At 73.6% G+C, this 26,514-nt stretch carries 23 protein-coding genes, 1 tRNA gene and 1 riboswitch; of the genes, 15 read left to right on the top strand and 9 right to left on the bottom strand.

What is annotated here, in order from left to right; all coding sequences use genetic code 11:
- Positions 1–1,400: 1,400 nt before the first annotated feature.
- The 4 genes from ABZ924_RS08625 to metG form a co-directional block, all read right to left on the bottom strand.
- Positions 1,401–2,177, bottom strand: coding sequence for a hypothetical protein (locus tag ABZ924_RS08625; protein ID WP_361905950.1), 777 nt, complete (start codon positions 2,175–2,177; stop codon positions 1,401–1,403).
- Between the two features lie 45 nt (positions 2,178–2,222).
- Positions 2,223–2,891 (bottom strand): hypothetical protein, encoded by a 669-nt coding sequence (locus ABZ924_RS08620; RefSeq protein ID WP_361905949.1) that lies wholly within the window; start codon positions 2,889–2,891, stop codon positions 2,223–2,225.
- A gap of 160 nt (positions 2,892–3,051) precedes the next feature.
- Positions 3,052–3,471: a DoxX family protein gene (locus ABZ924_RS08615; RefSeq protein WP_361905947.1), complete on the bottom strand. Its 420-nt coding sequence runs from the start codon at positions 3,469–3,471 to the stop codon at positions 3,052–3,054.
- A gap of 334 nt (positions 3,472–3,805) precedes the next feature.
- Positions 3,806–5,521 carry a methionine--tRNA ligase gene (metG, locus tag ABZ924_RS08610; protein ID WP_361905945.1) on the bottom strand — a complete coding sequence of 572 codons (1,716 nt, stop codon included), beginning with the start codon at positions 5,519–5,521 and terminating at the stop codon, positions 3,806–3,808.
- A 500-nt stretch (positions 5,522–6,021) separates the two neighbouring features.
- Here metG and ABZ924_RS08605 point away from each other — a divergent pair, with 500 nt between their 5' ends.
- Both ABZ924_RS08605 and ABZ924_RS08600 read left to right on the top strand, forming a co-directional pair.
- Positions 6,022–6,543 carry a sigma-70 family RNA polymerase sigma factor gene (locus ABZ924_RS08605; protein ID WP_361905943.1) on the top strand — a complete coding sequence of 174 codons (522 nt, stop codon included), beginning with the start codon at positions 6,022–6,024 and terminating at the stop codon, positions 6,541–6,543.
- Positions 6,540–8,597: an IclR family transcriptional regulator C-terminal domain-containing protein gene (locus tag ABZ924_RS08600; RefSeq protein WP_361905941.1), complete on the top strand. Its 2,058-nt coding sequence runs from the start codon at positions 6,540–6,542 to the stop codon at positions 8,595–8,597. The genes ABZ924_RS08605 and ABZ924_RS08600 overlap by 4 nt, the downstream gene beginning before the upstream one ends.
- A 57-nt stretch (positions 8,598–8,654) precedes the next feature.
- On the opposite strand, the gene ABZ924_RS08595 is transcribed toward ABZ924_RS08600, so the two are convergent.
- Positions 8,655–9,506: a LysR substrate-binding domain-containing protein gene (locus ABZ924_RS08595; RefSeq protein WP_361905963.1), complete on the bottom strand. Its 852-nt coding sequence runs from the start codon at positions 9,504–9,506 to the stop codon at positions 8,655–8,657.
- 165 nt (positions 9,507–9,671) lie between these two features.
- On the opposite strand from ABZ924_RS08595, the gene ABZ924_RS08590 reads away from it, so the two are divergent.
- The gene (locus ABZ924_RS08590; protein ID WP_361905939.1) at positions 9,672–10,772 is read left to right on the top strand and encodes a bile acid:sodium symporter family protein; all 1,101 of its coding nucleotides are present in this window, start codon (positions 9,672–9,674) and stop codon (positions 10,770–10,772) included.
- A 9-nt stretch (positions 10,773–10,781) separates the two neighbouring features.
- Positions 10,782–11,261: a (2Fe-2S) ferredoxin domain-containing protein gene (locus ABZ924_RS08585; RefSeq protein ID WP_361905937.1), complete on the top strand. Its 480-nt coding sequence runs from the start codon at positions 10,782–10,784 to the stop codon at positions 11,259–11,261.
- A 78-nt stretch (positions 11,262–11,339) separates the two neighbouring features.
- Here the strand turns inward: ABZ924_RS08585 and fdhD are convergent, their stop codons facing one another.
- On the bottom strand, positions 11,340–12,182 hold the full coding sequence (gene fdhD, locus ABZ924_RS08580; protein WP_361905935.1) for a formate dehydrogenase accessory sulfurtransferase FdhD: 843 nt from the start codon (positions 12,180–12,182) through the stop codon (positions 11,340–11,342).
- A 220-nt stretch (positions 12,183–12,402) separates the two neighbouring features.
- Between fdhD and ABZ924_RS08575 the strand changes: the two genes are divergently transcribed.
- The 5 genes from ABZ924_RS08575 to ABZ924_RS08555 all read left to right on the top strand — a co-directional run bounded on the left by ABZ924_RS08575 (position 12,403) and on the right by ABZ924_RS08555 (position 17,081).
- A complete protein-coding gene (locus ABZ924_RS08575) occupies positions 12,403–13,347 on the top strand; it encodes a beta-ketoacyl-ACP synthase III (protein WP_361905933.1) in 945 nt (314 codons plus the stop codon).
- Between the two features lie 196 nt (positions 13,348–13,543).
- Positions 13,544–13,631 (top strand) — tRNA-Leu (locus ABZ924_RS08570).
- Between the two features lie 169 nt (positions 13,632–13,800).
- Positions 13,801–15,624: an AMP-dependent synthetase/ligase gene (locus ABZ924_RS08565; protein WP_361905931.1), complete on the top strand. Its 1,824-nt coding sequence runs from the start codon at positions 13,801–13,803 to the stop codon at positions 15,622–15,624.
- Positions 15,625–15,789: 165 nt separating this feature from the next.
- Positions 15,790–16,638: an aldo/keto reductase gene (locus ABZ924_RS08560; protein WP_361905929.1), complete on the top strand. Its 849-nt coding sequence runs from the start codon at positions 15,790–15,792 to the stop codon at positions 16,636–16,638.
- A gap of 20 nt (positions 16,639–16,658) precedes the next feature.
- Positions 16,659–17,081, top strand: a complete 423-nt coding sequence (locus ABZ924_RS08555; protein ID WP_361905927.1) for an RICIN domain-containing protein — start codon at positions 16,659–16,661, stop codon at positions 17,079–17,081.
- Between the two features lie 44 nt (positions 17,082–17,125).
- On the opposite strand, the gene ABZ924_RS08550 is transcribed toward ABZ924_RS08555, so the two are convergent.
- Positions 17,126–17,431 carry a 4a-hydroxytetrahydrobiopterin dehydratase gene (locus ABZ924_RS08550; protein WP_361905925.1) on the bottom strand — a complete coding sequence of 102 codons (306 nt, stop codon included), beginning with the start codon at positions 17,429–17,431 and terminating at the stop codon, positions 17,126–17,128.
- 175 nt (positions 17,432–17,606) lie between these two features.
- Here ABZ924_RS08550 and ABZ924_RS08545 point away from each other — a divergent pair, with 175 nt between their 5' ends.
- Positions 17,607–18,413: a helix-turn-helix transcriptional regulator gene (locus ABZ924_RS08545; RefSeq protein ID WP_361905923.1), complete on the top strand. Its 807-nt coding sequence runs from the start codon at positions 17,607–17,609 to the stop codon at positions 18,411–18,413.
- On the opposite strand, the gene ABZ924_RS08540 is transcribed toward ABZ924_RS08545, so the two are convergent.
- Positions 18,399–18,821 carry a hypothetical protein gene (locus tag ABZ924_RS08540; RefSeq protein WP_361905921.1) on the bottom strand — a complete coding sequence of 141 codons (423 nt, stop codon included), beginning with the start codon at positions 18,819–18,821 and terminating at the stop codon, positions 18,399–18,401. The two genes, ABZ924_RS08545 and ABZ924_RS08540, sit on opposite strands and share 15 nt — an antisense overlap.
- A 448-nt stretch (positions 18,822–19,269) precedes the next feature.
- Between ABZ924_RS08540 and ABZ924_RS08535 the strand changes: the two genes are divergently transcribed.
- From ABZ924_RS08535 to ABZ924_RS08525, 3 genes are all read left to right on the top strand, one after another.
- Positions 19,270–19,833, top strand: coding sequence for a toxin-antitoxin system, toxin component (locus ABZ924_RS08535; protein ID WP_361905919.1), 564 nt, complete (start codon positions 19,270–19,272; stop codon positions 19,831–19,833).
- A gap of 130 nt (positions 19,834–19,963) precedes the next feature.
- Positions 19,964–21,442 carry an FAD-dependent oxidoreductase gene (locus ABZ924_RS08530; RefSeq protein WP_361905917.1) on the top strand — a complete coding sequence of 493 codons (1,479 nt, stop codon included), beginning with the start codon at positions 19,964–19,966 and terminating at the stop codon, positions 21,440–21,442.
- Positions 21,439–22,632: an MAB_1171c family putative transporter gene (locus tag ABZ924_RS08525; RefSeq protein ID WP_361905915.1), complete on the top strand. Its 1,194-nt coding sequence runs from the start codon at positions 21,439–21,441 to the stop codon at positions 22,630–22,632. Before ABZ924_RS08530 ends, ABZ924_RS08525 begins: the two co-directional genes overlap by 4 nt.
- 105 nt (positions 22,633–22,737) lie before the next feature.
- On the opposite strand, the gene ABZ924_RS08520 is transcribed toward ABZ924_RS08525, so the two are convergent.
- A complete protein-coding gene (locus ABZ924_RS08520) occupies positions 22,738–23,583 on the bottom strand; it encodes a bifunctional 5,10-methylenetetrahydrofolate dehydrogenase/5,10-methenyltetrahydrofolate cyclohydrolase (RefSeq protein WP_361905962.1) in 846 nt (281 codons plus the stop codon).
- 60 nt (positions 23,584–23,643) lie between these two features.
- Positions 23,644–23,743: riboswitch (ZMP/ZTP riboswitch) on the bottom strand.
- 120 nt (positions 23,744–23,863) lie between these two features.
- On the opposite strand from ABZ924_RS08520, the gene ABZ924_RS08515 reads away from it, so the two are divergent.
- Together ABZ924_RS08515 and ABZ924_RS08510 are read left to right on the top strand one after the other, a co-directional pair.
- The gene (locus tag ABZ924_RS08515) at positions 23,864–24,625 is read left to right on the top strand and encodes a methyltransferase domain-containing protein (protein WP_361905913.1); all 762 of its coding nucleotides are present in this window, start codon (positions 23,864–23,866) and stop codon (positions 24,623–24,625) included.
- Positions 24,626–24,898: 273 nt separating this feature from the next.
- Positions 24,899–26,512, top strand: a complete 1,614-nt coding sequence (locus ABZ924_RS08510; RefSeq protein ID WP_361905911.1) for an RNA polymerase sigma factor — start codon at positions 24,899–24,901, stop codon at positions 26,510–26,512.
- The last annotated feature ends 2 nt before the right edge of the window (positions 26,513–26,514 follow it).

The raw sequence follows: 26,514 nt of genomic DNA, 5'->3' as shown, positions 1-26,514 counted from the left end.
GGTAGCGCACCAGATCGCTACGTGGGCCCTCACTTCTCAGCGTCTGACCGCCGTCGGGGGCTGGTGGACGCGGCAGATCGCTACACGGTCTCGCACCTCTCGGCGTCCGGCGGCCGTCTGTGGCTGGTAGCGCACCAGATCGCTACGTGGGCCCTCACTTCTCAGCGTCTGACCGCCGTCGGGGGCTGGTGGACGCGGCAGATCGCTACACGGTCTCGCACGTCTCGGCGTCCGGCGGCCGTCTGGGGCTGGTGGGCGCAGCAGATCGCTACGCGCTGCCGTCGGCTCGGCGGCTGGCTCCCATCGTGGGTGATTTCGAGCGCACCAATGCCGCATTTGTGCCTATTTGGGCATGGAGTGGAGGCGGAAGGGACGCCAGACGGAGCCTGACGTCAGGAAAGTCGTCATTCGGCTACCTGAGGGGCTCTTCTCGACTCATGGACGGTCGCAGAAGCCTTTCTGCGACCGTCCATGAGTCGACCGGCCGCCCGCTCTCCATCCATTCCGGCCGTCCCTTGCGGCTGCCAACCCAAGACGGCCGGCAGCCGCCGAGAAGAGAGGCAGCGTGTAGCGATCTGCCGCGTCCACCAGCCACAGACGACCGTCGGACGCTGAGACGTGCGGGGCCGTGTAGCGATCTGGTGCGCTACCAGCCACAGACGGCCGTCGGACGCCGAGGAGAGAGGAGCGCGTAGCGATTTGGGGCGTCTCCCCGCTCCTGGCAGCCATTTTCTTGATGCCTGGTGCGGGTTGGAGCCCCTCGGCTCCGGAGAAGGCCCTTTGGCGGGCCTTGGGGGCTCGGCTTCCCGGAAGCCCGGTGCGGGGCAGGGTGGTGATGTGGGGAGGAAGGATTCTGCGCATCGGGACCCGGATGGCCCTCTCTGACGAGGGCTGGGGCTGGACTTGACCCCCTGGCCATCCTTCGGGGGCTTCCCGGCAGCTCTTTGGCATTTCGGTTCGTGTCGGGCTGTCAAGGGTGGCCGAAGGCCATCGCGAAGCGACGCGACCGCAGGGAGCGCCCTTGACAGGCCGGCGCGAACCGAAAGGACAATGGGCGGCCGGGACGCCCCCGGACACCCCCCGACCCCGCCCCACCGTGACCCCGTTCCCACGAGGCACCGCCCAACAGGCCGGACCCGCCCCCCGGACCGCTGCCCGCCGCGGCTGCCGTCCTGCCCGACGGCGCGGTCCGCTCGCGCCGCCGCCGGACGCCCGCCCCGGCCGCCGCGGTCCGCCCCGGGACGCCCCCGCCCTACCCCCGCCCCCGCCGCCGTGCGCCCGCCGCCCGGGGCGGGGTTAGCGGTCGCCGGGGCGGCCGGCCGGTTCCGTCGGCCGGAGCCCCACCCCCTCGGCCGCCGCCCCGCGGCCCGTCGCCGCCCCGCAGCTCCCGCCCCGCCCCCCTACCGCTCCGCCGCCAGGGCCAGTTTCGGGAACAGGTCTTCGAACGGGGCCGCGGAATCGATTCCGCCGCGGCCGTACGGGGCGTCGAAGCTCCACACCATGAACAGCAGGAACACGATCAGCGCGCTGAACAGGCCCGCCAGCAGCAGTTCACGGCCCGAGCGGCGGATCTGCAGGGTGAAGATCAGGCCGACGGTGACCACGCCGCCGGTCAGCAGGCCGAACCACACCACGCTCGGCAGAGTGGACTCGTCGCTCTGCACCCGCGAGTGGCGGGCGTCGTCGGCGGCCGCGATCTGGTCCAGCAGCGGCTGGTACGCCTGGGCCTGGAGTTCCGTGGCGGGGCTCTGGTGGGTGACGTCGGTGCGGAGCTTGGCCAGCAGGTCCGCGCCCTCGGGAGAGGCGCTGTCGCCCGCGGTCAGGCGCGGCCAGTCCACGGCGACGGTGTGGGCGACGTACGCGTCGACCTCGCTGCGGATCCGGTCGCGGACGGCGGCCGGGTAGACGTCGGCGCGCTGGGTGACCTCGTACAGGGCCTGGGCCTCGCGCCGCACACTGTCCTCGGCGGCGCCGCGCGCCTCCCAGACGCCCGCGATGGCCAGGCCGAGCACGATGGCGTAGACCACGCCGACCATCATCGTCATGTACTCGATGACGTCGGGGGTTTCGCTTGTGTCCTCATCGGCTGCGACCCGGCGGTGCCGGAGCGCAGTGAAGGCGAAGACGAGGGCGCAGACGAGCGCCATGGCGATGGCCAGGATCAGCCATTCGGACACGAGGGTTCTCCCGTTGGTGGAGGGGACCGGTCGGTGGGACCGGCCTCAGGTGCGGTTCTTGGAGCGCGGTCGCAGGACGGCCGCGGCGAGCACGGCCGGGGTGGTGACGACGGCCATGAGCATCACGGTGGACAGGCCGTCAGGCCCGCGTCGTGCCAGGACTTTCGAGCGGTACGGGCGCACGTGGAAGGCCGTCGCGCGCACCGGGTCCCCCGCTTCGGCCCCGGGCGGGGCGGGGGTGTCGGCGGGCGGCGGCCCGGCAGGTGGCTCGGGATCCGGCGCGGGTGCCGGGGGCTCCGGCACCGCGGCCCCGGCCTTCGCCGCAGGCACCAGCCCCGGCACCGGCCCCGGCACCGGCATCGGCCGGGGCACCGCCCCCGGCCCGGGCGCGGGCACAGCCACCGGCACCGGCGGCTCCGCCCGTGCCGGCGGCTCCGCCGGGGCGGGGGCCGGGGGCGCGGGGCGGGGCGCCTGCCCGGGGTGGTGCACGGTCGGCCGCTGGGCCCCGGGCCCGGGGGCCCGTACCGGAGGCCGCACCGCCGGGGGCGCGGCCTGCGGCGGCGCTGCGGTCGGGCGGGGGATGCCGGACGGCACGCACACCTCGGGCCGGGCGGCGGCGTGGCCGCCGCCGTCGTCGGCGACGGCCACCTGGCCCTGTAGCGGGTACAGCGCCGCCACCAGGCCCGCTCCGGCGAGGTACTGCCAAGCGGTCACCGCGTCCTCCCGTTCCGCAGCAGATGTGAGCTTTCGGATGAAGAAACGATCACGGCACCGCTTCGATACGCGGCAGACGCGTCAAGATCCCCGACGGAGCAGCGGCTTCCGGCCACCGGGGTCAGCACGGGCCCCTCCCCATCACCCGAACGGGAAGCCTTCAGCTGATGGAGAGCAGCGGGCCGGTGACCATGAGCCCGAGCTCGTGCCCGGCGAAGGCGAAGAACGCGAAGAGGATGAGGGCGGCGCCGCCCAGAGCGGTGTCCTTGAAGAAGTTCACCTGCTCCATCTGCCGGGCCTGCGGTTCCTTCTCACCCCAGAAGCCGTGCATCAGCACGGCGGCCGAGAAGCAGAACGCGGCGAGCGCCAGGGCACCGATGTCGGCCCACAGGCCGACGCCGACGCTGATCGCGCCGACCAGCATCACGAAGCCGCTGAGGAGGGTGGCGGCGGTGGCCATCGGCACGCCGCGGGAAGCCGTGTATCCGGCCATGGCCTTGGTCTTGGTCAGGTGGCCCACCGCCGAGACCGTGAAGAGCAGGACGAACAGGATGCGTCCGATGAGCACGAGGACGTCCATGGTGACCTCCTTGCCGGCAGCTCGGAGCTGCCGCACAGCCGTCACGCGGTCGTACGGGACGCTCGGCGTCTGCCCGTTTTCGCCCGCCCCACCCGTCCGGCCCCGGGTGACGAGGGCCGGCCGGCGGTCCGGTTCGACGCGCGGGCCGGTCTGGCCGCGGACGCGGGCCCCGCATGCCGGCTGCGGCTCGTCCTGAGGCCCGCTGAGGGCCACCGGGACCCGCACATGGCCGAGGGGCGCGGTCCGGATCAATAGATCCGGGCCGCGCCCCTCACGTACGTACTCGCCGCTACGAGCTCACGCGGCCTCCGGCCTCCGGCCGTCGGCCGTCGGTTCAGCCCGCCTCGGTGCCGCCGAAGCGCTCGCGGTAGGACTCGAGGTCCTCCTCCGTGATCTTGGCGAACAGCACCGGCGGCACCGTGAACGGCGTTCCCGCCGGGACCGCGTCCAGCGCCTTGGCCTGCTCGGGGCTGATCCAGACGGCCGTGTCGTCGGCGAGCGCGAACGCGGAGCGCATGGCGCGGGCCGAGGCCGGGATGAACGGCTCGGAGATCACCGAGTAGAGGTGGATGAGGTTCATCGCGGTGCGCAGCGTGAGCGCGGCGCCCTCCGGGTCGGTCTTGATCTCGAGCCAGGGGGCCTTCTCCTCCAGGTACGAGTTGCCGGCCGACCACAGGGCGCGCAGCGCGGCCGCGGCCTTGCGGAACTGGAGGGTGTCCATGTGGCCCTCGTACTCGGCGAGCAGCTCGGCGATCTGCTCGCCCAGCCGGGTCTCGGCCTCGCCGGCGTCCTTGCCGGCCGGGACGTCGTCGCCGAAGCGCTTGCGGGAGAAGGACAGCACGCGGTTGACGAAGTTGCCGAGGGTGTCGGCGAGGTCCTTGTTGACCGTGGCGGTGAAGTGCTCCCACGTGAAGGACGAGTCGTCGGACTCGGGCGCGTTGGCGATGAGGAAGTAGCGCCAGTAGTCGGCCGGGAGGATCTCCAGCGCCTGGTCGGTGAAGACGCCGCGCTTCTGGGAGGTGGAGAACTTGCCGCCGTAGTACGTCAGCCAGTTGAAGGCCTTGACGTAGTCGACCTTCTTCCAGGGCTCGCGCACGCCGAGCTCGGTGGCGGGGAACATCACCGTGTGGAACGGGACGTTGTCCTTGGCCATGAACTGGGTGTAGCGGACGTCGTCGGCATCGAACCACCAGGACTTCCAGTCGCGGGCGGCCGGGTCGAGGTCGGACCACTCCTTGGTGGAGCCGATGTACTCGACGGGGGCGTCGAACCAGACGTAGAAGACCTTGCCCTCGGCGGCCAGGTCGGGCCAGGTGTCGGCCGGGACCGGGACGCCCCAGTCGAGGTCGCGGGTGATCGCGCGGTCGTGCAGGCCCTCGGTCAGCCACTTGCGGGCGATGGAGGAGGCCAGCTGCGGCCACTCGGCCTCGTGCTGCGCGACCCAGGCCTCGACCTCGTGCTGCAGCTTGGACTGCAGGAGGAAGAGGTGCTTGGTCTCGCGGACCTCGAGGTCGGTGGAGCCGGAGATCGCCGAGCGGGGCTCGATGAGGTCGGTCGGGTCCAGGACGCGGGTGCAGTTCTCGCACTGGTCGCCGCGGGCCTTGTCGTAGCCGCAGTGCGGGCAGGTGCCCTCGACGTAGCGGTCCGGCAGGAAGCGGCCGTCGACCGGCGAGTAGACCTGCCGGATCGCGCGCTCCTCGATGAAGCCGTTCTTCTGCAGCTGGCGCGCGAAGTGCTGGGTGATCTCGCGGTTCTGCGCGGAGGAGCTGCGGCCGAAGTAGTCGAAGGACAGCTCGAAGCCGTCGTAGACCGCCTTCTGGGCGTCGTGGGCCTGCGCGCAGAACTCTGCGACCGAGAGGCCGGCCTCCTTGGCGGCGAGCTCGGCGGGGGTGCCGTGCTCGTCGGTGGCGCAGATGTAGAGGACGTCGTGGCCGCGCTGGCGGAGGTACCGGGAGTACACATCCGCCGGAAGCATCGACCCGACCATGTTGCCCAGGTGCTTGATCCCGTTGATGTAGGGAAGCGCGCTGGTGATCAGGTGTCGAGCCATCCTCGGATGCTCCATTTCATATATGCGGTTGCAACGTGCCGTGACGGATTGTGATGCGGTTCATCGTATCGAACCGTCCGATCGCGAGGCGCCCCTAATTTTTCCGGGGTGGGCGCAACGCAAAAGCGAGGGAAGTGACCTCTGCGTCACGGCCCTCGCAATGGGGTCATGCTACAGCGGTGCGGGATCGTCCCGGACCGGTGTCCGCGGGGCGGTACGGGGCGCGGTCGCGGAGGCGGCCGCGGTGCCCCGCGGCCCCACTTCGCCGGGGGCATATGCGTACGTACCGGCTGGGCCCGCGTCCGGTCGAAGTCTGTCACGGGGCGATCATCACCGAACGTAATCCACCGGCTTCCTCCTTCCTCTCGCCCATCGCCCGGTCACGCTGCCAGGCTTGCCCCGCACAGGGGATGAGGTGAGGTGGAACGGTGAGCGATGGCGGACCAGAGGAGTCCGGTGGGGCCGTGGGACTGCCCAGCCGACGGCGACGGCCGACACCCATGAGCCAGTGGGACCCGACGGCACGCCTGTCGTACTGGGCCTTCCACGCGAACCGGAGGCCCTCGTACATGCGTTTCGCGTATCTGCAGCTGGGCTCCGACGCGGCTGCCGAGGACGCGGTGGACGCGACCTTCGATTCGATCATGAACGAGTGGTTACGCATGCTTCACATGGACCGGCTCGACGCCTACGCCTGGACCATCCTCAAGCAGCGGCTGGTCGACCGGCAGCAGCTGCGCAGCACCTGGCCCGAACCCATGGACATCAGCGCCTTCGAGGCGGCCCTGAAGGAGGCCCACGCCGACCAGTACGAGGTACTGACCGACACCATCCGCTTCTACTCCGCCGTCTCCCGGCTCGCCGAGCGCCAGCGCGACGCCGTGCTGCTGCGCTACGGGCTCCAGTGCACGCCCGGCGAGGCCGCCGCGGTCATGGGCGTCGACGAGGCCACCGTCCGCTCCCAGCTCGGGCAGGCCCACCGGCGGCTCGCCCGCCTGCTCGACACCTCCGCCGAATCATGAGGCGGCGCGAGGGCAAGGAGGAGCACGCCGGCGACGCCGGCCGCCGCTCCCTGGCCGAGTTCCTGGCGCGGGCGAGCGTCCGCGACCGGTACCCGCACTACGACCTGGGAGCCGCCGAGGCCCGCCTGCTGCGCACGACACGTGCCCGGGGCGCAGCCGCTCCCGCCCGGCGGCGGGCGTACGGCTGGAGCGATCCCGCGCGCGAGTGCCCGCTGGACTCCGAACGCGCCCGGCGCGACCTCAAGGCCGCGTGCCTGGCCGTCGTGTGCGCACCCCGCGCGGAGGCGCAGCTCGCCGCCTTCATCGCGAGCGCGCACACCGACCTGGCCGGCGCGGTCGTCTTCGGCTGCCTGCTGCACCTGGCCGGGCTGCGCGAGGGCGCCCGGTTCTGGTGGCAGTTCGCGGCCGGCTCCGGGCGCGCGCGGACCGCCCCGGCCGCGTACTGCCTGTTCCTCGACCACTCCCGGCGCGGCGAGCACCACGACGCCAAGGTCTGGGCGCGCGAGCTGGGCCGGCGCGGCTTCCGGCCGAGCGGCCGCCGGGACCTGCGCGAGGTGCGGCTGTGCGCCCAGGCGGCCGTCCTGCGGTACCTGGACCAGCTGGACGATCCCGACCTGGGACCGGTGCCGCTGCCGAGGCCGGGACTGCCGTCGGTCCTGACCGCCTTCCGCCCCCCGCTCCCGCCCCCGGCGCAGTCCGCCGGCCGGGCGGTCCTCGGGTCCGGGGCGTACGCGGCGGCCGGGATGTACGCGGCGGCCGGCGCCGTCGGCTCGCGGCGGCGGGGCCCGCGGCCCGGCGCAGCGCGGCCCGGCGCGGCTCGGCCCGGCGCAGCGCGGCCTGTCGGGGCAGGGTCCGGCGGGGCGGACGGGCTGGGGCCCGGGCCCCTGCGGCATCCCGCGTTGGCCTCCGCCGCGCGGCGGGGCGGGCGCGGGGGCGGCGGCGAGGGCGAGGCCCTGGCGGAGGCCCGCCGGGCGCTGGCCGTCGTACGGGTCCTGGAGAAGCACCCGCTGGGGGTGCGGGCCGGGCAGCTCGCGCGGGAGTCCGCCCTGGCCGAGGCGGAGCTGCGGCCGCTGCTGGCGATGCTGTGCGAGGAGGAGTACGCGTACCGGCCGGGCGCGGGCGTGTACGCACGCGGGCCCGCCCTGGACCGGCTCGCCGCCCCGGGCGGCGCCGGGCTCCCCCGCCAGCTCCAGCGCACCCTGGCGCTGGCCCGGGACAGCGCCGGGGCCGCGGTGTACCTGAGCCGGTACGCCGACGGCGAGGTCCGCATCACCCAGATGGCGGACGGTCCCGGGACCCCGCCCGTGCAGGAGTGGGTGGACTTCAAGGCGGCCGCGCACGCCAGCGCGGTGGGCAAGTGCCTGCTGACCCAGCTCGACCACGACGGCCGCCGCGACCACCTGGCCCGGCACCACACGGCCCGCCTCACCCCGCAGACGATCACCGACAGCCGGGCGCTGTTCTCCGCCCTGGACGCGCTGGCCCCGGGTGCGCCGGTCTTCGATCTGCGGGAGTACTCCCCCGGCGTGGTGTGCTCGGCGGTTCCGATCGCCACCGGGGAAGCCGCCGGCAGCCTCGCGCTGTCCCTGCCCGCGACCCACGCCCACCGGCTGCACGAGGCCACCGAGGCGCTGCGCCGCAAGGCCGTGCCGGTGCTGCTGGCGCTGCTGCTGTCGGGCGCGATCCCCCCGGACGCCCCCGCTCCCGCGGCCGGCGCAGCGGACGGTGCCGGTGCCGGTCCGGACGCTCCCGAGGGCTCGGCGGCCGGGGACGGGGCCCCGGAGCCGGCCCCGGCGGCCGGGCAGCCGGTGCCGACCCGGGTCACCGCGGAGACGCTGCGGCACCTGCGCAGCCTGTTCCGTACGCCGCTGGCCCGTGCCACGGCGTCGGCGTCCGGCCCGCACCTGGTCAGCGACACCGCTGCGGAGGCCGCCTACTTCTTCGACGCGCCTGCGGACGGCGGGCCGCCCCGCCTGGCCCTGCCGCACACCTTCGCCCCGCTCACGCCGGGCAGCCTGCGGGCCCGAGAAGGCCTGGTGGTCCTGGGCACCTGAGCGTTCGCCGGTGCCGGTGCCGCCCGGCACCGGCGTCGGGCGGTGCCGGCACCGGCCTCAGCCCGCCCGGGTCAGCCGGTCGGCGCCCGACAGCACCGCAGCGGCCAGCGCCTCCGCGGCCGGCGACACCCGCGGGCCGCGGAGCAGGGCGAACTCCACCGCGCCCAGGTCGGGCAGGCCCGGCACCCGCACCAGCCCCGGCGGGATCAGGCCGCGCGTGTGCGCCATCACGCCGAGCCCGGCGCGGGCCGCGGCGACCAAGCCGCTCAGGCTGCCGCTCGTGCACGCGATGCGCCAGGCCCGGCCGTCGCGTTCCAGGACCTCCAGCGCCCGGGCCCGGGTGATGCCCGGCGGCGGGAACACGATCAGCGGAACGGGCCGGTCCGGGTCCACCCGCAGCCCCTCCGCGCCGATCCACACCATCCGGTCGCGCCACACCAGCCGGCCCCGCTCGTCGCCCGGCCCGCGGCGCTTGGCGAGGACCAGGTCGAGGCGTCCCGCGTCCAGGCGTTCGTGGAGCGTCCCGGACAGCTCGACCGACAGCTCCAGGTCCACCTCGGGGTGCTCGTGCCGAAAGCCCTCCAGGATCTCCGGCAGCCGGGTCAGCACGAAGTCCTCCGACGCCCCGAAGCGCAGCCGCCCCCGCAGCCTCGTCCCGGTGAACCAGGCCGCCGCCCGCTCGTGCGCCTCCAGGATGGTGCGGGCGAAGCCGAGGAGCGCCTCGCCGTCCTCGGTCAGCTCCACGCTGTGGGTGTCCCGCAGGAAGAGGGGCCGGCCCGTCGCCTCCTCCAGCCGCCGTACGTGCTGGCTGACCGTGGACTGGCGGACGCCGAGGCGCCCGGCGGCCTGGGTGAAGCTCAGCGTCTGGGCCACCGTGAGGAAGGTGCGCAGCTGGACGGGGTCGTACATGGCTTCCATGCTGCCACGCTCATCATGCAGCGCGATCGCAGTGAGTGCGGTGTACGGGTTTCCCGATGACCGGGCCTCGCCGGACGATGAGGGGGCAGGGCCCCGGCCCGCCGCACCCGCCGCCCGGCCCCGCCTTCGCCGACCGCAAGAGAGCTCGCGTACGCCATGCCCCGCCCGCCCCAGCTGCCGCGTCCATCACACCTGCCCCGTCCGCCTCGCCTGGGCCTGCCCTCCTGGCTGCCCGTGGACCCGTACGTCCTCGCCCTCCTCGGGACCGTGGGCCTGGCGGCGCTGCTGCCGGCGCGCGGGCAGGCCGGCGCCGTCGCGGAGGGGCTCGCCGCCGCGGCCGTGGCCCTGCTGTTCTTCCTGTACGGCGCCCGGCTGTCCACGCGGGAGGCGCTGGACGGGCTGCGCCACTGGCGGCTCCACCTCACCGTGCTGGCCTGTACCTTCGTGCTCTTCCCGGTCCTCGGGATCGCGGCGCGCGTGCTGGTTCCGGTGGGGGTGCTGACGCCTCCGCTGTACGGCGGGCTGCTGTTCCTGTGCCTGGTGCCGTCGACCATCCAGTCGTCGATCGCCTTCACCTCGATCGCCCGGGGGAATGTTCCCGCCGCCATCTGCGCCGGCTCCTTCTCCAGCCTCGCGGGGATCCTGCTCACTCCGCTGCTGGCGGCCGCCCTGCTCGGCGGCAGCGCGGGCGGGTTCTCCGCGGACTCCCTGGTGAAGATCGTGGTGCAGCTGCTGCTGCCGTTCCTGCTCGGGCAGGCGCTGCGCCCGTGGGTCGGCGGCTTCCTGGTGCGCCACAAGCCGGCCCTGGGGTACGTGGACCGCGGCTCGATCCTGCTCGTCGTGTACGCGGCGTTCAGCGCGGGCATGGCCGCGGGGATCTGGCACCGGGTCAGCGCCGCGCGGCTGGGGCTGCTGCTGGCGGTGGAGGCGGTGCTGCTGGCCGTCATGCTGCTGGTGACCTGGTACGGGGCAAGGCGGCTCGGGTTCGGGCGGGCGGACCGGATCGCCATCCAGTTCGCCGGTTCCAAGAAGAGCCTGGCGGCCGGACTCCCCATGGCCAGCGTGCTGTTCGGGGCGCAGGCGAGTCTGGCGGTGCTGCCGCTGATGCTGTTCCACCAGATGCAGCTGATGGTGTGCGCGGTGCTGGCGCGGCGCCGGGCGCAGGACCCGGAGGGCGCCGGGGAGGGTGAACTGCCCGCGGGGCGTGTGGCGGAGGTCTCCCCCGCCCCTCAACACCCGGCGCCGCGGGCCCGATAGCGTGCGGCGGTGACCTGGATACGCCCGCTCGCCGCCCATGCCGAACGCCCCTGCACCCTGGTGGTGTGCCGCGGCTGCTGCTGCGGGGACCCCCGCAAGAACCCCGGTACCGACCACGCGGGCCAGTTGGCCCGGCTGCGCGAGGCAGCGGCGGCCTCCGGGGGGCGCCTGGCCGTGCGGACGAGCGATTGCCTCGGGCCGTGTGCGCAGGCCAATGTGATCGTGGTGCAGCCGACGAGCGAGGCGCGGCGGCGCGGTGCCCGCGCGGCCTGGTTCGGCTGGGCGCTGGACGACACCGCGACGGACGAGATCATCGCGTGGGCGGAGGCGGGCGGCCCGGGCACGGTCCCCGTCCCGGCAACGCTGGACCTGCACCGCATCGACCCGCCGGAGCCGAAGCCGAAGGCCTCGCAGGGCGCGGGACGGCGGACGGGCGGGACCGGCGGGACCGGCGCGGGCACGGGCCGCCGGGGACGACGGGGCCGCTAGTGCTGCGACCGGAAAGGTTCACCGGGTCGCAGCACTAGGGCTGCCGCCGGACAGACCCCGGGCGCGGTGCGCCCGCCCTCAGAGGAGGATCCTCTCCTCTCCCGCGTAGATGTTCATGTTCGCGCCGCGCAGGAAGCCGACCAGGGTCAGGCCCGATTCCAGGGCCAGGTCCACGGCGAGGGAGGACGGCGCGGACACTGCGGCGAGGACCGGGATGCCCGCCATGACGGCCTTCTGGGCGAGCTCGAAGGAGGCCCGGCCCGACACCAGCAGCACCGCGTCGGTGAGCGGCAGCAGGCCGGCCCGCAGCGCCCGGCCGACGATCTTGTCCACGGCGTTGTGGCGGCCGACGTCCTCGCGGAGGTCGAGGAGCTCGCCGTCCGCGGAGAACAGTCCGGCGGCGTGCAGGCCGCCTGTGCGGTCGAAGACCTTCTGGGCGGCGCGCAGCCGGTCGGGCAGCTCGCCCAGGAGGCCGACGGGGATCCGTACGGCGCCGGGGGCGTCCGCGGCGCCGGGGCTCTGCGGGAAGCGGGTGGCGGTGCGGACGGCGTCCAGGCTGGCCTTGCCGCACAGACCGCAGGAGGAGGTGGTGTAGACGTTGCGTTCGAGGGTGATGTCGGGCACCTCGACGCCGGGGGCGAGCTGGACGTTGACGACGTTGTAGGTGTTGGAGCCGTCCTCGGTCGCGCCCTCGCAGTAGGTGACGGCCCGTACGTCGGCGGCGGAGCCGAGGACGCCCTCGCTGACGAGGAAGCCGGCGGCGAGGGCGAAGTCGTCGCCCGGGGTGCGCATGGTGATGGCGAGGGGTTTGCCGTTGAGGCGTATCTCGAGGGGTTCCTCGGTGACGAGGGTGTCGGGGCGGGTGCCGGCCACGCCGCCCCGGATCCGTACGACACGACGGCGCTCGGTGACCCGTCCCATGTGATCAGCCCGCCCGCTTCCGGTCCGCTTCGTCCACGGGGCCGCGCCCGTGGTCGTGCACTTCCTCGTACACCTGTCGCGGCCATTCTCCCGGATCGGGCAGATGCTGTGGAATCTCCAAATTCCCGGGCGGTAATCCTGTGGGGTCCCACCGGTATGTACCCATCAGTAGCAGGCCAAGCTGGTTGATCCTGACTGCCGTACGAGGGGAATTGCGCCCATGACAACCGGTTCACGCGTGGTGGCGCTGGGGCACTACCAGCCCGCGAGGGTGCTGACCAACGAGGACCTGGCGGCCATGGTGGACACCAGCGACGAGTGGATCCGCTCGCGGGTGGGCATCCGGACGCGGCACATGGCCGGCGCCGACGAGCCGGTGGACGAGCTGGCCTTCCAGGCGGCGGGCAAGGCGCTGGCGGGAGCGGGCGTGGGCCCGGACGACGTCGACCTGGTGCTGGTGGCCACCTCCACGGCGATCGACCGCTCCCCGAACATGGCGGCGCGGGTCGCCGCGAAACTCGGGATGGGCGGCGCGCCGGCGGTGATGGACCTCAATGTCGTCTGCTCGGGCTTCACGCACGCCCTGGCCACGGCCGACCACGCGATCCGGGCGGGTTCGGCGACCCGGGCGCTGGTGATCGGCGCGGACAAGATGACCGAGATCACGGACTGGACGGACCGCACGACCTGCGTCCTGACGGGCGACGGGGCGGGCGCGGCCGTCGTCGAGGCCTGCGAGGAGCCCGGGATCGGGCCGGTCCTGTGGGGCTCGGTGCCGGAGATGGGGCACGCGGTCCGCATCGAGGGCTCGCCGCCGGTCTTCGCGCAGGAGGGCCAGTCGGTGTACCGGTGGACGACGAGCCGGCTGCCGGCGCTGGCGCGGCAGGTCTGCGAGAAGGCCGGGGTGGCTCCGGAGGAGCTTGCGGCCGTGGTGCTGCACCAGGCGAACCTGCGGATCATCGAGCCGCTGGCCCAGCGGATCGGCGCGGTGAACGCGGTCGTCGCGCGGGACGTCATCGACTCGGGCAACACCTCGGCGGCCAGCATCCCGATGGCGCTGTCGAAGCTGGTGCAGCGCGGGGAGGTCCCCTCGGGCGCGCCGGTCCTGCTGTTCGGCTTCGGCGGCAACCTCTCGTACGCCGGACAGGTGATCCGCTGCCCCTGAGGGTGGCTCCCGGCCGCTGCTGCCGACCGCGTCCGGCCGCGGGGTTGCGCGCGGCCGGGACACCGCGCCCGCCGGACCCCGCGCGGGCATGCCCGCAGGTCAGCGAGCACCCCCGCGGCGAATACCTGGTCGGAACCACGCCGAACTGCTGCTATTGTTGTCCATGTCGCCGCGGGAGACCGGGGCGGATCACCTAGTCCGGGTGGCGGAATGGCAGACGCGCTAGCTTGAGGTGCTAGTGCCCTTTATCGGGCGTGGGGGTTCAAGTCCCCCCTCGGACACCAGCACGAAGACCCCTGCGAAAGCAGGGGTCTTCTGCGTTTTCCGCATTCTCCACATCCTCTGTGTTTTCCGCATTTCCGCCTGGGGAGGTCTTGTGGAGGTCTCTGCTCGGTGATCGACCGTGGGGAGGCGTGGGGTAGCGTCGCCGCGCTGCGGGGAGAGGAGCGGGGCATGCGCGAGGTCACGGTCCCACCGGTCGTCACGGAGGCGCCCGTCGGCGGGCTCGCCGATGCCGTGTTCCGGCACGCCCGGGAGGAGCCGGGGCGGGTGGTGATGGGGCGCAAGGTGGGCGGGGTCTGGCGGGACGTGACCTCCGGGGAGCTCGCCGCCGAGGTGCTGGCGCTGGCCCGGGGGCTGCTGGCGCAGGGGGTGCGGTTCGGGGAGCGGGTCGCCGTGATGTCCCGTACCCGCTACGAGTGGACGTTGTTCGACTTCGCGCTGTGGGCGATCGGCGCGCAGCCCGTGCCCGTCTACCCGACCTCGTCCGCGGAGCAGGTCCACTGGATCCTGAGCGACTCCGGGTGCAGTGCCTGCGTCGTGGAGGACGAGGACCAGGCGATGACCGTCGGGTCGGTCGTCGAGGGGCTGCCCGGGCTGCGCCGGCTGTGGCAACTGGACGCCGGGGCGGTCGAGGCGCTCGTCGCGGACGGCCGCTCCGTGGACGAGGGGACCGTGCACCGGCACCGCGCCGCGGTCACGCCCGACGCCGTCGCGACCGTGATCTACACCTCGGGGACCACCGGGCGCCCCAAGGGGTGCGTGCTGACCCACGGCAACTTCATGTACGAGGCGGACACGCTGGTCGCCCGCTGGGAGTCGGTGTTCCGGGCCGGGCCCGGGGAGGCGCCGTCGACGCTGCTGTTCCTGCCGCTCGCGCACGTCTTCGGGCGGATGGTGGAGGTGGCTGCCGTCCGGGCCCGGGTGAAGCTGGGGCACCAGCCGGTGCTGGCGGCGGCGGAGCTGCTGCCGGACCTCGCGGCGTTCCGGCCGACGTTCGTGCTGGGGGTGCCGTACGTGTTCGAGAAGGTGTTCGCGGCGGCCCGCCGCAAGGCGGAGGCGGAGGGGCGCACGGGTCCCTTCGACCGGGCCGTGGAGACGGCCGTGCGGTACGCGGAGGCGCGCGAGGAGAAGGCGTTCGGGGCGGGTCCCGGGCCGTCGGCCGCGCTGCGGGTGGAGCACCAGCTGTTCGAGAGGCTGGTGTACGGGAAGGTCCGCGAGGCGATGGGCGGCCGGGTGCGGCACGCGATGTCGGGCGGGTCGGCGATGTCGCGGCGGCTCGGGCTGTTCTTCGACGGTGCGGGGATCACCGTGTACGAGGGGTACGGGCTGACCGAGTCGTGCGCGGCGGCCACGGCGAACCCGCCGGGTGCGATCAAGTACGGGACGGTGGGGCGGCCGATCCCGGGCAGCACGGTGCACATCGCCGAGGACGGGGAGGTGTGGCTTCACGGGGCGCACGTCTTCTCGGGATACCTCAACGACCCGCCGGCCACGGAGGCGGTACTGCGCGGCGGCTGGCTGGCGACCGGGGACCTGGGGCGGCTGGACGGGGACGGCTACCTGACGATCACCGGGCGGAAGAAGGAGATCCTGGTGACCTCCAACGGCAAGAGCGTCGCGCCGGCCGCGCTGGAGGAGCGGGTGCGGTCGCATCCGCTGGTCGCGCAGTGCGTGCTGGTGGGCAACGACCGGCCGTACGTCGCCGCGCTGATCACGCTGGACACGGAGGGGGTGGCGCACTGGCTGTCGATGCGCAGCCGGCCGCAGCTGCCGGCGGCGCAGCTGGTGCACGACCCGGATCTGACGGCGGAGGTGCGCCGGGCGGTGGTGGCGGCGAACACGCTGGTCTCGCAGGCGGAGTCGATCCGTACGTTCCGGGTGCTGGCCGAGCAGTTCACGGAGGAGCAGGGGCTGCTGACGCCGTCGCTGAAGCTGAAGCGGCGGGCGATCGAGAAGGCGTACGCGCGGGAGGTGGCCGCGCTGTACGGGGGCTGAGGGGGTGGCGGCCGCGCGGTCCCGGCGCCGTCCGGGTGCGACCTGACGGACGATCGGGGCCTCGGGCGCCGCGGCGGGAATACGTGGGTCGGGCGGCCGGTTGCCGTCCCGCGTACGCGCTCCGACCGACGAACCGCGACCGACGAACCCGAGGAACGGCACCACGTGAACCAGGTCCCCGCCATCCTGCTCAACAACGGCACGTCCATGCCCCGCCTCGGCTACGGCGTCTGGCAGATCCCCGACGACGAGGCCGAGCGCGCGGTCGGCACCGCCCTGGAGGCCGGCTACCGCAGCATCGACACGGCGTCCGTGTACGGCAACGAGGAGGGTACCGGCAGGGCCATCGCCGCCTCGGGGCTGCCGCGCGAGGAGGTGTTCGTCACCACCAAGCTGTGGAACGGGCGGGACCGGACCTGGCGCCGGCCTGAGGTGCTGAGTGCCTTCCAGGAGTCCCTGGACCGGCTCGGCCTCGACCACGTGGACCTGTACCTGATCCACTGGCCGCGCCCGATGCGGGACGACTTCCTGTACATCTGGGAGGCGTTCGAGGAGCTCGCGCAGAGCGGCCGGGCCCGCGCCGTCGGCGTGTCGAACTTCCGCCACCAGGACCTGGAGCGCCTCGCCGGGCACAGCTCCCTCGTTCCGGCCGTGAACCAGATCGAGCTGCACCCGCTGCTGCCGCAGGGCGAGCTGCGGGCGCTGCACGCGCGGCTCGGGATCGCCACCGAGGCGTGGTCGCCACTGGGCCAGGGCCAGGGGCTGCTGACGCTGCCGGTGGTCGCCGAGATCGCCGAGCGGTACGGGCGCACCCCCGCGCAGGTGGTGCTGCGCTGGCACCTGCAGCTGGGCAACGTGGCGATCCCGAAGTCCGTGACGCCGTCGCGGATCCGGGAGAACCTGGACGTCTTCGGCTTCGAGCTGGACGAGGCCGACGTGGCGGCGCTGGAGGCCCTGGGCAGCGGGCCGGCGGGGCGGCGGATCGGGCCGGACCCGGCTTCGTTCGACTACTGAGCAGGGCGGGGGTGCGTGCGATGGTGCCCGAGGGGGTCTACCGGGTGCGGAACGCGGCCAGCGGGCTGCTGCTGCGGGTCGAGGGCAGCACCCGGGTGGGGGTGGGGCCGGACGGGCCGCCCGGGCCTGCCGAGGCCCGGCAGTGGCGGATCGCGCCGGTGCACAGCGGGGGCGGGATCGTGCACGTGGTGAGCGTGCACAACGACAAGCGGCTGGACGTGGCGAACGCGTCGGTGGAGGCCGGCACCCGGGTCCAGGTGTGGCGGCCCAACGCCTTCGGTGCGCAGGAGTGGATCGTCGAGGAGCACCTCGACGATCCGGGGGTGGTCTCCCTGGTGGCCTGCATCAGCGACCTGCTGCTGGAGGCGGACGCGGAGGGGCTGGTCCGGCAGGCCGAGGACGCCGACTCGCCGTCGCAGTGGTGGCGCCTGGAGCCCGTCTGACCGACCCCCGGGCCGGCCGGGCGGGCCGGCCCGGGGCGCCGGTCTCAGCTCGCGCCGTGGGCGGGGGCGAGGGCCTCGACGCGTTCGGCGAGGGCGAAGTCGGTCTCGGTGACCGCGTCACCGGCGCTGTGGGTGTTCATCGACAGCCGGACGGTGTTGTAGCCCAGAGTGAGGTCGGAGTGGTGGTTCAACTCGTCCTGTACGGCGGCGATGTGGGCGACCAGGGCGCTCGCCGCGACGTGGGTGCCCAGCCGGTAGGTGCGGATGATCCGGTCGTCCTCGAAGGCCCACCCGGGCAGTTCCCGCAACCGGTCCTCAATCTCCTTCTGCGAAAGCGGCTCGCCTGCCATGGGCATGCTCCTCCCGTACGGGGCCGAACTCCTGACGTGGGGTCAAGGTTCCCACACCGCGCGCCCGGCGGAAGGGTGCGCGCCACGGCGCGGACGACTGCTTCGGCGCTGTCGGCGTCTCGACCGGCGAAACGCGCTCCACCTGCGGCAACCCATCTGAGGTAGCGTCATGCGCATGGCGATTACGACACACGCGGAGAGCGGATCCGTCGGCGCCCTGCTGCGCACCTGGCGCGAGCGGCGGGGCATCAGCCAACTGGAGCTCGCGGGCCGGGCGGACTCCTCCTCGCGCCACATCAGCTTCATCGAGAACGGCCGGTCCAAGCCCAGCCAGGAGATGGTGCTGCGGCTCGCGGACCGCCTCGACGTCCCCGTCCGAGAGCGCAACGCGCTGCTGCTCGCCGCCGGGTACGCGCCCCAGTACGCGCAGACCCCGCTGGACGACCCGGCGATGGGGACGCTGCGCGAGGGCCTGGAGCGGCTGCTGACCGGCTACGAGCCGTACCCGGCGCTGGTGGTGGACGCCACGTACGACGTCGTCGCCGCCAACCGCGGCATCATGATGCTGATGGAGGGGCTGCCGGAGCACCTGCTGGCCCCGCCGCTGAACGCGATGCGGATCACCCTGCACCCGGAGGGCCTTGCGCCGCGGATCCACAACCTCAAGGAGTGGCGCGGCCACCTGCTGGCGCAGATGGAGCGGCAGATCGCGCTCGCCCGCTCCGCGCAGCTGCGCGCGCTGTACGAGGAGGTGGCGGCCTACCCGGTGCCGGACCGCCCGGGCGATGCCGAACCCGCCGAGCCGGTCCCGTACGTCGCGCTGCCGCTCGTCATCGAGCACGACGGGCAGCTGCTGTCCTTCGTGTCGTCCATCGCGACGTTCAACACCCCGATGGACGTGACCGTCGCCGAGCTGGCCATCGAGACGATGCTCCCGGCCGACCCGGCGACGGTGAAGTACCTGCGGTCACTCGGACTCTGAGACGGCGCGCAGCGCCAGCTGCTGGAGCGCGGCGAAGGCGGCCACGACGGCGGCCTGCACCGGGATCCACGCCAGGCCCGCGGCGGTGGGGGCGTCCCAGAGCAGCAGCGAGAGCAGGCTGGCCGCCACCCAGGCGTAGTTGACCTCGATGACGAGCTTGACCGGGAGGACCGGCGGGCGGCGGCGCGCGGCCAGCCAGCCGACGCCCGCTCCGTAGAGGGCGAGGAAGATCCCGAGCTCGAGCAGGGTGCCCTCGCCGATGCCGAGCAGGCGGCCGAGGGGGCCGCTGAAGGCCGCGTAGGCCAGGCCGTTGCCGCCGGTGACGACGGCGTCGAGGGCGAGGAAGCGGCGCAGGGCGCTGTGCGGGGCGGTGGTGCGGGCGACGCTGCCGATCAGGGTTGCGGACATGACGGATCAGCCTCCATCGAGGGGTGGGATTCGTGCGGGCGAGGGCCGGGTCGGGGAGGGGGGACCCCTCGGGGAGTCTCCGGGGGTCTTCCCCGACCCGGTGCCTCCACTGTGCCGCCGGGGGGCGGCAGGGGTCGATTACCTCCGACGTCATGCCGGTCGGCGGCCGCTCCCGGCGCGACTGCCCGGCTCCCCCGCTGCGGGCTTCCCGGCTCCCCCGCCGCGGGGGGTGGTCCGCTCCCCCGCCGCCTCCCGTTTCCCCGACCGGCACCGCGAGAAAGCTCGGGGTTCTCCTGCCCCGGCGGCCGGCGGCGGGCTAGGCTGCACACAGCCGAACACCTCGAACGTCCTGTCGACATACGGAGAGCCACACGGTGTCAGCCCCCGCCCGACCCGACCTCGCGACGGCGTGGGACCGCGTCGGGGCGCCGGCGGAGGGGGGAGCGCCATGAGGACCACACGGAGCATGCGGAAGCTGGGCGGGGAGCTGCTGGCAGAGGTGCGCCAGGCGGCGCCGGGCGACGCCCCGGGGATCGTGGGGAGCCTGTGCGCCGCGTACGGGCGCCGCCGCGGCGGCCGGCCGGTGGACTTCCGCTTCGCCGGCTTCCCGCCGGACACCGCGAGCGGGCTGTGGCTGGAGCTGGCGGACCGGGACCTGCTCGTCATCGAGGAGCGCACCCGGCCCGAGCACCAACTCGTCATCGCCTGCCACGAGCTGTGGCACCTGGAAGAGGGCACCTGCGACAGCCACGGGCCGGGCATGGCGGTGGCCGCCCGGCTGGCGGGACCGGGCGGCGACCTGGCGGAGCTGCTGCACTCGGACAGCGGGCTGGGCAGCGTGGTGCGGCAGGCCGCGGCGCGCGCCGACCGGGAGGACCCGGCGGAGATCCGGGCAGAGACCTTCGGCCTGCACCTGGGCAAGATCCTGAAGACCTTCCTGCAGCCGCCGCGCGAGGAGCAGTTCCCCGAGCCGATCGAGCGCATCAAGTCCTCGCTCGGATGGGGCCGTTGAGCGCGGAACCGAACCTGCGGCGCCGCCCTTCCGCTGCCGCGGGCTCTTTTCCCCTGCCCGCGCGCACCCCAGCGCCACGGCCTGACGCGCCGCTGCTGTTGCGCGGCCCCGACAGAGAGCACCGCACACGATGAACCGGTCCACCCCGACCCGCCACGCCGTCGTCATCGGCGGCAGCATGGCCGGCCTGTTGGCGGCGGCCGTGCTCGCCGAGCACGCCACGGTCACGATCATCGACGCCGACACGCTGCCCGTCGGCCCGGCGCCGCGCCGCGGGCTCCCGCAGGCCCGGCACGTCCACGTCATGTGGTCGGGCGGGACCCGCGCCATCGAGCGGATCCTGCCGGGCATCACCGCGCAGTGGACGGCGGCGGGCGCGCTCCGCCGCAGCCTGCCCGACGATCTGGTCACCAAGACGGCGCAGGGCTGGATCCCGCGCTGCGGGGAGAAGCAGTTCAACATCTCCTGCAGCCGCGACCTCCTCGACTCCGTGGTGCGGGCCCGCGTGACGGGCCTGAGCGGCGTCTCCACGCTCCAGCAGAGCCGGGTCAGGGCCCTGGAGGGCTCGGCGGCCCGTGTCACCGGCGTCCGCGTCGACACCCCGGGCGAGCAGGGGCGGCTGATCACCGCGGACCTCGTGGTGGACGCGAGCGGGCGCGGCTCGCGGGCCCGGACCTGGTTGCAGCAGCTCGGCGTGGGCGGGATCCGGCAGGCCGAGGTCGACTCCGGGCTGGTGTACGCGACCCGGATCTTCCGAGCACCGCCCGGGGCGCACGAGATGGGCTTCCCCATCGTCAACGTGCAGTCCGACCCGCGGGTTGCCGTGCCCGGCCGGACCGCGACGATCGTGCCCATCGAGAACGGGCAGTGGCAGGCCACGTTATCGGGGACCCGCGGCGGCCAGCCCACCGGCGACCCCGACCGGTTCATCCCGTTCGCCAAGTCGGTGCGGGACCCGATCGTCGGCGAGCTCCTGGAGGGGCGTACGCCGCTCACGGAGGTCGCCGTCACCCAGGGCACCGCCAACCGCAGGGTCTACTTCGAGAAGGCGGACCTGCCCGACGGGTTCTTCGCCGTCGGGGACTCCGTGGCCACCTTCAACCCGCTGTACGGGCAGGGCATGAGCGTCGCCGCCCGCGGGCTGCTGGCCGTGCGGGACCTGCTGCGGGCCAAGGGCCCCGGCCACCCGTCCATCGGCCGCGAGGCGCAGCGCGCGCTCGCCCCGCAGGTGGCCACGGCCTGGGAGCTGGCCACCTCGCAGGACATCCTCTACCCGGGGGCTACGGGGATGCGGCCTCGGGCCGGTGCCGGGCTGCTCAACGCGTACGTCAACCGGCTGATGACCGGGGCGACGACGCGGGAGGCGCTGACTGCGGCCTTCCTCCAGGTGATCACGATGAGCAGTCCGCCCACGTACTGGCTGCGGCCCGCGGTGGTGTGGCACGTGCTGCGCGCCTCGGACCGGGGCGCGCTGAAGGCGCCGCCGCTGACCGCGGCCGAGCGGGCCGTCGCCGGGCTGGACCGGCCGACGGGGCTCCTCGGCCCCGGCGGTCCCGGCGATCCCATCGATCCGGTCGATCCCGTCGATCCCGTCGGCCGGGCGCGATGACGGACGGGCTCATCCTGTACGTCCCGGGGGCCGTGCTGATCCTGGTGCTGCTGATCAAGGCGCCGACCCTGCGCCGCGGCTGGGACCAGCCGCTGATGCGGGCGGTGTGCACGCTGCTGTGCGTCGGCTGCCTGGTGATGTTCCTGGCGGCGCCGCCGACGATCGCCGCGGTGAACCGGCTCACCGGCATCACCAACTTCTCGGCGCCGCTGGTGTACGGGGTGCTGACCGCGTTCTCCGGTTCGTGCATCGTGCTGGTCCTGCACTGGAGCGGCGGCCCGCCCGCGGTCGTCCGGCGGGCCACCCGGCTGACCGCGGCCGTGTTCGGCGCCGTCACCCTGCTCATCGTCGCCCTCTTCGTGATCGGCGACGCGCCCGTCGAGCGGCTGCGGGACCTCGACACGTACTACGCGAACACGCCGTGGATCCGCGAGATGATCGTCTGCTACCTGCTGGCGCACACCGCGGGCAGTTCGGCGCTGACCGTACTGTGCTGGAAGTGGCTGCTGCGGGTCGCGCCCTCGCTGCGTCCGCTGCGCACCGGGCTGGCGCTGATCGTGCTGGGCGGGGTGCTGGACCTCGGCTACCTCGTCGCCAAATGGGCCGCCGTCGGCGCCCGCTGGGCCGGGCGGGACTGGGACGCCCTGTCGACGTACGCGGCCCCGCCGCTCGCCTCGGCCTCCGCCCTGATGGTGGGCTCGGGGTTCATCGTGCCGCTGGTCGGCGGGTCGGCGGCCTGGCGGGACTTCCGCCGCTACCGCCGGCTGCACCCGCTGTGGAAGGTGCTGCGCGGGTTCGCCTCGCCGAGCGTGATGACCGTACCGCTGACCTGGTGGTCGCCGATCGGGATCCGGCTGATCCACCGGGAGTCGGTGATCGACGACGGGATCCTGGCGCTCGGCTGCTGGTTCGACCCCGGGGTGCGGTGCGCCGCGTACGAGGCCGCGCGCGCCGAGGGGCTGCGCGATCCGCAGGCCTCGCTGGTGGCGGACGCGGCCATGCTGGCGGTGGCGGTGCGGCGGCGCAGGACCGCCGAGCTGGCGGGGCTCGTCGGGGAGCACGAGGAACGCCGCGACCAGGGCCCGCCCGACCCCTGGCGGCTGGACTCGCGGCCCCTGGCGGAGCTGGCGCACGCCTTCCGCTCCTCGCCCATCGTGGCCGCCGTACGCCGCGGACCGGCCGACGGGTAGCCGGGCCGCCGGGGCCGCGGGCGGGGCGCGGGCGGGGGCACGGCAGAACGCCCCGGGCCTGGACGGGCCCGGGGCGTTCCGGCGGTGTGCGGTGGAGGCGGCGGGTCAGAGCTCCGCGAGGGACAGCCCGACCTGCGCGGCGGCGGCCTGGACGGTCTGCTCCAGCAGCACGGCGATGGTCATCGGGCCGACGCCGCCGGGGACCGGCGTGATCAGCGAGGCGCGGGCGGCGGCGGACTCGAAGTGGACGTCGCCGACGTTGCCCTCGTTGTAGCCGGCGTCCAGGACGACGGCGCCGGGCTTGATGTCCTCGCCGCGGATGAACTCGGCCTTGCCGACCGCGGCGACCAGGACGTCGGCCTGGCGGACGATCGAGGACAGGTCCCGGGTGCGGGAGTGGCAGTAGGTGACGGTGGCGTTCTGCTCCAGCAGCAGCATGCCGGCGGGCTTGCCCAGGATGGCGCTGCGGCCGACGACCACGGCGTGCTTGCCGGTGAGGTCCACGTCGTACTCGGCGAGCAGGCGCATGATGCCGCCGGGGGTGCAGGAGACGAAGCCGGGCAGGCCGAAGCCCATGGCGGCGAAGGAGTGCATGGTGACGCCGTCGACGTCCTTGCCCGGGGCGATGGCCTCGAAGGCGGCGCGCTCGTCGATGTGGTGCGGGACCGGGTGCTGGAGCAGGATGCCGCTGATCTCCGGGTCCTCGGAGAGGGCCGTGATGGTGGCGACGAGCTCCTCGGTGGTGGTCTCGGCGGGCAGGGCCACGTGGCGGGAGGTGATCCCGGCCTTGGCGCAGCGGTTCTGCTTCATCCGGACGTAGGTGACGGACGCGGGGTCCTCGCCGACGAGGACGGTGGCCAGGCAGGGCGCGGTGCCGGTGCGCTCGGTGATCTTCGCCGCGTGGGCGGCGGTCTGCTCCGAGATGCGGCGGGCGAGGGCGGTGCCGTCCATGAGCTGGGCGGTGGCGGTGGGGGCAGTCGTCACGGGGTCTCCTGAACGTCGCTGCGGATCGCGGTTCGCCCAGGCGCGCGGCAGTCGGCGTACGGGAAGGTGCGTACGCCGGGCCGCTCCCCGGTGGTGATCCACCCGAACGCCAGTCACGGCCCGCACCCACTGTAGTCGACGCGCACAGGCGTACGAGGGGCCGCGCGGGGCGCCGCGGAGGGCCGCATCGGCCGGGATCGGGGCAATTCAGTGGATCACCGGCGTTCCGCCTGGGACGATATGGGACATGACACGCACCTTCCAGCATCTCGTCGCCGAGGCCGAGTCCGTCTCGGTGGACGGCTGGGACTTCTCCTGGCTCGACGGCCGCGCCACCGAGCAGCGGCCGTCCTGGGGCTACCAGAAGCTGCTGGGCGAGCGCCTGGCCCGGGTGGGCTCGGCCCTGGACATCCAGACGGGCGGCGGGGAGGTGCTCGCCGGGGTGGGGAGGCTGCCGCCGCTGATGGCGGCGACGGAGTCGTGGCCGCCGAACGTGGACCGGGCGACGAAGCTGCTGCACCCGCTGGGCGCGGTCGTGGTCGCGGACTCCGACGAGCCGCCGCTGCCGTTCGGCGACGAGGCCTTCGAGCTGGTCTGCAGCCGGCATCCGGTGACGATCCGGTGGCAGGAGATCGCGCGGGTGCTGCGGCCGGGCGGTACGTACTTCTCGCAGGCGGTCGGGCCGGCGAGCGTCTTCGAGCTCGTCGAGTACTTCCTGGGCCCGCAGCCGGAGGAGGTCCGGCGCAGCCGGCACCCCGACGACGCGGCGGCCGAGGCCGCGGCGGCGGGCCTGGAGGTGGTGGACCTGCGCTCCAAGCGGCTGCGCACGGAGTTCCACGACATCGGGGCCGTGATCTACTTCCTGCGGAAGGTGATCTGGATGGTGCCCGGCTTCACGGTCAAGCAGTACCGGGACCGGCTGGCCGAGCTCCACGAACGGATCGAGCGGGACGGCCCGTTCGTGGCGCACACCGCCCGTTTCCTGATCGAGGCCCGCAAGCCGGCCTGAGGCCGCGGAGCGGGCCGGCACGGCGCCGGGGACGAGCCGGGGACGGGCGGGGGGACGGGCCGCGAGCGCGGACGGATCTGGGGCCGATCGGTTGCGCGGCCACAGCGTGGCGCAGGTCACTCAATTCAGCGCGTAACGAATCGACTCGGGCATGCGATGAACCGACAGGTGTCCTCGCGCGGCCCGGAATACAGACCCCCCTCGGGTCTGTTTCCCGAGTCCGCGCGATGATGTCCCGCCCACTCCCTATCTGTTCGCAACGAGAGGCTCCTTGTGTCGCTCAGCCCGTCCCGTACGTTCCCTCCGGAGATCGCCGAATCGGAGGCCCTCGTCGCGCTCGTCGAGCGCGGCCGCGAGCAGGGTCACATCAACGGTGATGACGTGCGTCAGGCCTTCGAGGCCGGCCGCATCCCGGTGGACCAGTGGAAGCGGGTCCTGCGCAGTCTGAACCAGGTCCTGGACGAGGAGGGTGTCGCCCTCCACGTCAGCGCGGCCCCCGCCACGAAGGCTGCCGCCAAGAAGCCGCGCAAGGCTGCCGCCGCCCCGGCCCGCACCGTGACGAAGAAGGCCGCCGCCGCGCCGCGCCCGATCGGCGCGCGCAGCCGGGCGGCGACCGCTGCCGCGGCTGCCGCCGCGGCCACCACGACGACCACCGCTGCCGCGGCCTCCGCTGCGGCGATATCCGCACCGTCGGCCGCCGCGCCCGAGGCCCCCGCGGCCGAGGCCGCCGAGCCGAAGAAGCGGACGGTCAAGAAGGCCGCCGCGAAGAAGACGGCCGTCAAGAAGACCGCCGCGGCGAAGAAGACCACCGCGAAGGACGCCGACGACGCCGAGAACCCGTCCCTCGAGGGCGAGGACTGGCAGACCGAGGAGCTCGTCGACGAGGTCGAGGAAGAGGCGCCCGCGAGCGGCCAGGGCTTCGTGCTGTCCGACGAGGACGAGGACGACGCCCCGGCGCAGACGGTCATGGTGGCCGGTGCCACCGCCGACCCGGTCAAGGACTACCTGAAGCTGATCGGAAAGGTGCCGCTGCTCAACGCCGAGCAGGAGGTCGAGCTCGCCAAGCGGATCGAGGCCGGCCTGTTCTCCGAGTACAAGCTCGAGGAGGAGGACGACCACAAGCCCTCCTACAAGCGCGAGCTGGAGATCCTGGTCGAGGACGGCCGCCGGGCCAAGAACCACCTGCTGGAGGCCAACCTCCGCCTCGTGGTCTCCCTGGCCAAGCGCTACACGGGCCGCGGCATGCTCTTCCTGGACCTGATCCAGGAGGGCAACGTCGGCCTGATCCGCGCCGTGGAGAAGTTCGACTACACCAAGGGCTTCAAGTTCTCCACGTACGCGACCTGGTGGATCCGGCAGGCGATCACGCGTGCCATGGCCGACCAGTCGCGCACCATCCGCATCCCCGTCCACATGGTCGAGATCATCAACAAGCTCGCCCGTGTGCAGCGCCAGATGCTGCAGGACCTCGGCCGCGAGCCCACGCCGGAGGAGCTGGGCAAGGAGCTCGACATGACCCCCGAGAAGGTCATCGAGGTCCAGAAGTACGGCCGCGAGCCGATCTCCCTGCACACCCCGCTGGGTGAGGAGGGCGACAGCGAGTTCGGTGACCTCATCGAGGACTCCGAGGCGGTCGTCCCGGCCGACGCGGTCTCCTTCACCTTCCTCCAGGAGCAGCTGCAGTCGATCCTGGGCACGCTCTCCGAGCGTGAGGCGGGTGTGGTGTCCATGCGCTACGGCCTGAACGACGGCCAGCCGAAGACCCTCGACGAGATCGGCCGCGTGTACGGGGTCACCCGTGAGCGCATCCGCCAGATCGAGTCGAAGACCATGTCGAAGCTGCGCCACCCGTCGCGTTCCCAGGTGCTGCGCGACTACCTGGACTGATC

This window comes from Streptomyces sp. NPDC046876, from assembly GCF_040645035.1.
In the GTDB taxonomy this organism is placed as follows: Bacteria; Actinomycetota; Actinomycetes; order Streptomycetales; family Streptomycetaceae; genus Streptomyces.
This window is presented reverse-complemented; position numbering and strand designations above follow the sequence as displayed.

Excerpts from the sequence above, each read along its gene's own strand:
- ABZ924_RS08600 (WP_361905941.1), top strand. The coding sequence starts at position 6,540 with ATGAGGCGGCGCGAGGGCAAGGAGGAGCACGCCGGCGACGCCGGCCGC.
- ABZ924_RS08540 (WP_361905921.1), bottom strand. The coding sequence starts at position 18,821 with ATGTCCGCAACCCTGATCGGCAGCGTCGCCCGCACCACCGCCCCGCAC.
- ABZ924_RS08535 (WP_361905919.1), top strand. The coding sequence starts at position 19,270 with ATGAGGACCACACGGAGCATGCGGAAGCTGGGCGGGGAGCTGCTGGCA.
- ABZ924_RS08605 (WP_361905943.1), top strand. The coding sequence starts at position 6,022 with ATGAGCCAGTGGGACCCGACGGCACGCCTGTCGTACTGGGCCTTCCAC.
- ABZ924_RS08520 (WP_361905962.1), bottom strand. The coding sequence starts at position 23,583 with ATGGACGGCACCGCCCTCGCCCGCCGCATCTCGGAGCAGACCGCCGCC.
- ABZ924_RS08595 (WP_361905963.1), bottom strand. The coding sequence starts at position 9,506 with ATGTACGACCCCGTCCAGCTGCGCACCTTCCTCACGGTGGCCCAGACG.
- ABZ924_RS08590 (WP_361905939.1), top strand. The coding sequence starts at position 9,672 with ATGCCCCGCCCGCCCCAGCTGCCGCGTCCATCACACCTGCCCCGTCCG.
- ABZ924_RS08515 (WP_361905913.1), top strand. The coding sequence starts at position 23,864 with ATGACACGCACCTTCCAGCATCTCGTCGCCGAGGCCGAGTCCGTCTCG.
- ABZ924_RS08550 (WP_361905925.1), bottom strand. The coding sequence starts at position 17,431 with ATGGCAGGCGAGCCGCTTTCGCAGAAGGAGATTGAGGACCGGTTGCGG.
- ABZ924_RS08525 (WP_361905915.1), top strand. The coding sequence starts at position 21,439 with ATGACGGACGGGCTCATCCTGTACGTCCCGGGGGCCGTGCTGATCCTG.
- ABZ924_RS08555 (WP_361905927.1), top strand. The coding sequence starts at position 16,659 with ATGGTGCCCGAGGGGGTCTACCGGGTGCGGAACGCGGCCAGCGGGCTG.
- fdhD (WP_361905935.1), bottom strand. The coding sequence starts at position 12,182 with ATGGGACGGGTCACCGAGCGCCGTCGTGTCGTACGGATCCGGGGCGGC.
- ABZ924_RS08565 (WP_361905931.1), top strand. The coding sequence starts at position 13,801 with ATGCGCGAGGTCACGGTCCCACCGGTCGTCACGGAGGCGCCCGTCGGC.
- ABZ924_RS08530 (WP_361905917.1), top strand. The coding sequence starts at position 19,964 with ATGAACCGGTCCACCCCGACCCGCCACGCCGTCGTCATCGGCGGCAGC.
- ABZ924_RS08615 (WP_361905947.1), bottom strand. The coding sequence starts at position 3,471 with ATGGACGTCCTCGTGCTCATCGGACGCATCCTGTTCGTCCTGCTCTTC.
- ABZ924_RS08575 (WP_361905933.1), top strand. The coding sequence starts at position 12,403 with ATGACAACCGGTTCACGCGTGGTGGCGCTGGGGCACTACCAGCCCGCG.
- ABZ924_RS08545 (WP_361905923.1), top strand. The coding sequence starts at position 17,607 with ATGGCGATTACGACACACGCGGAGAGCGGATCCGTCGGCGCCCTGCTG.
- metG (WP_361905945.1), bottom strand. The coding sequence starts at position 5,521 with ATGGCTCGACACCTGATCACCAGCGCGCTTCCCTACATCAACGGGATC.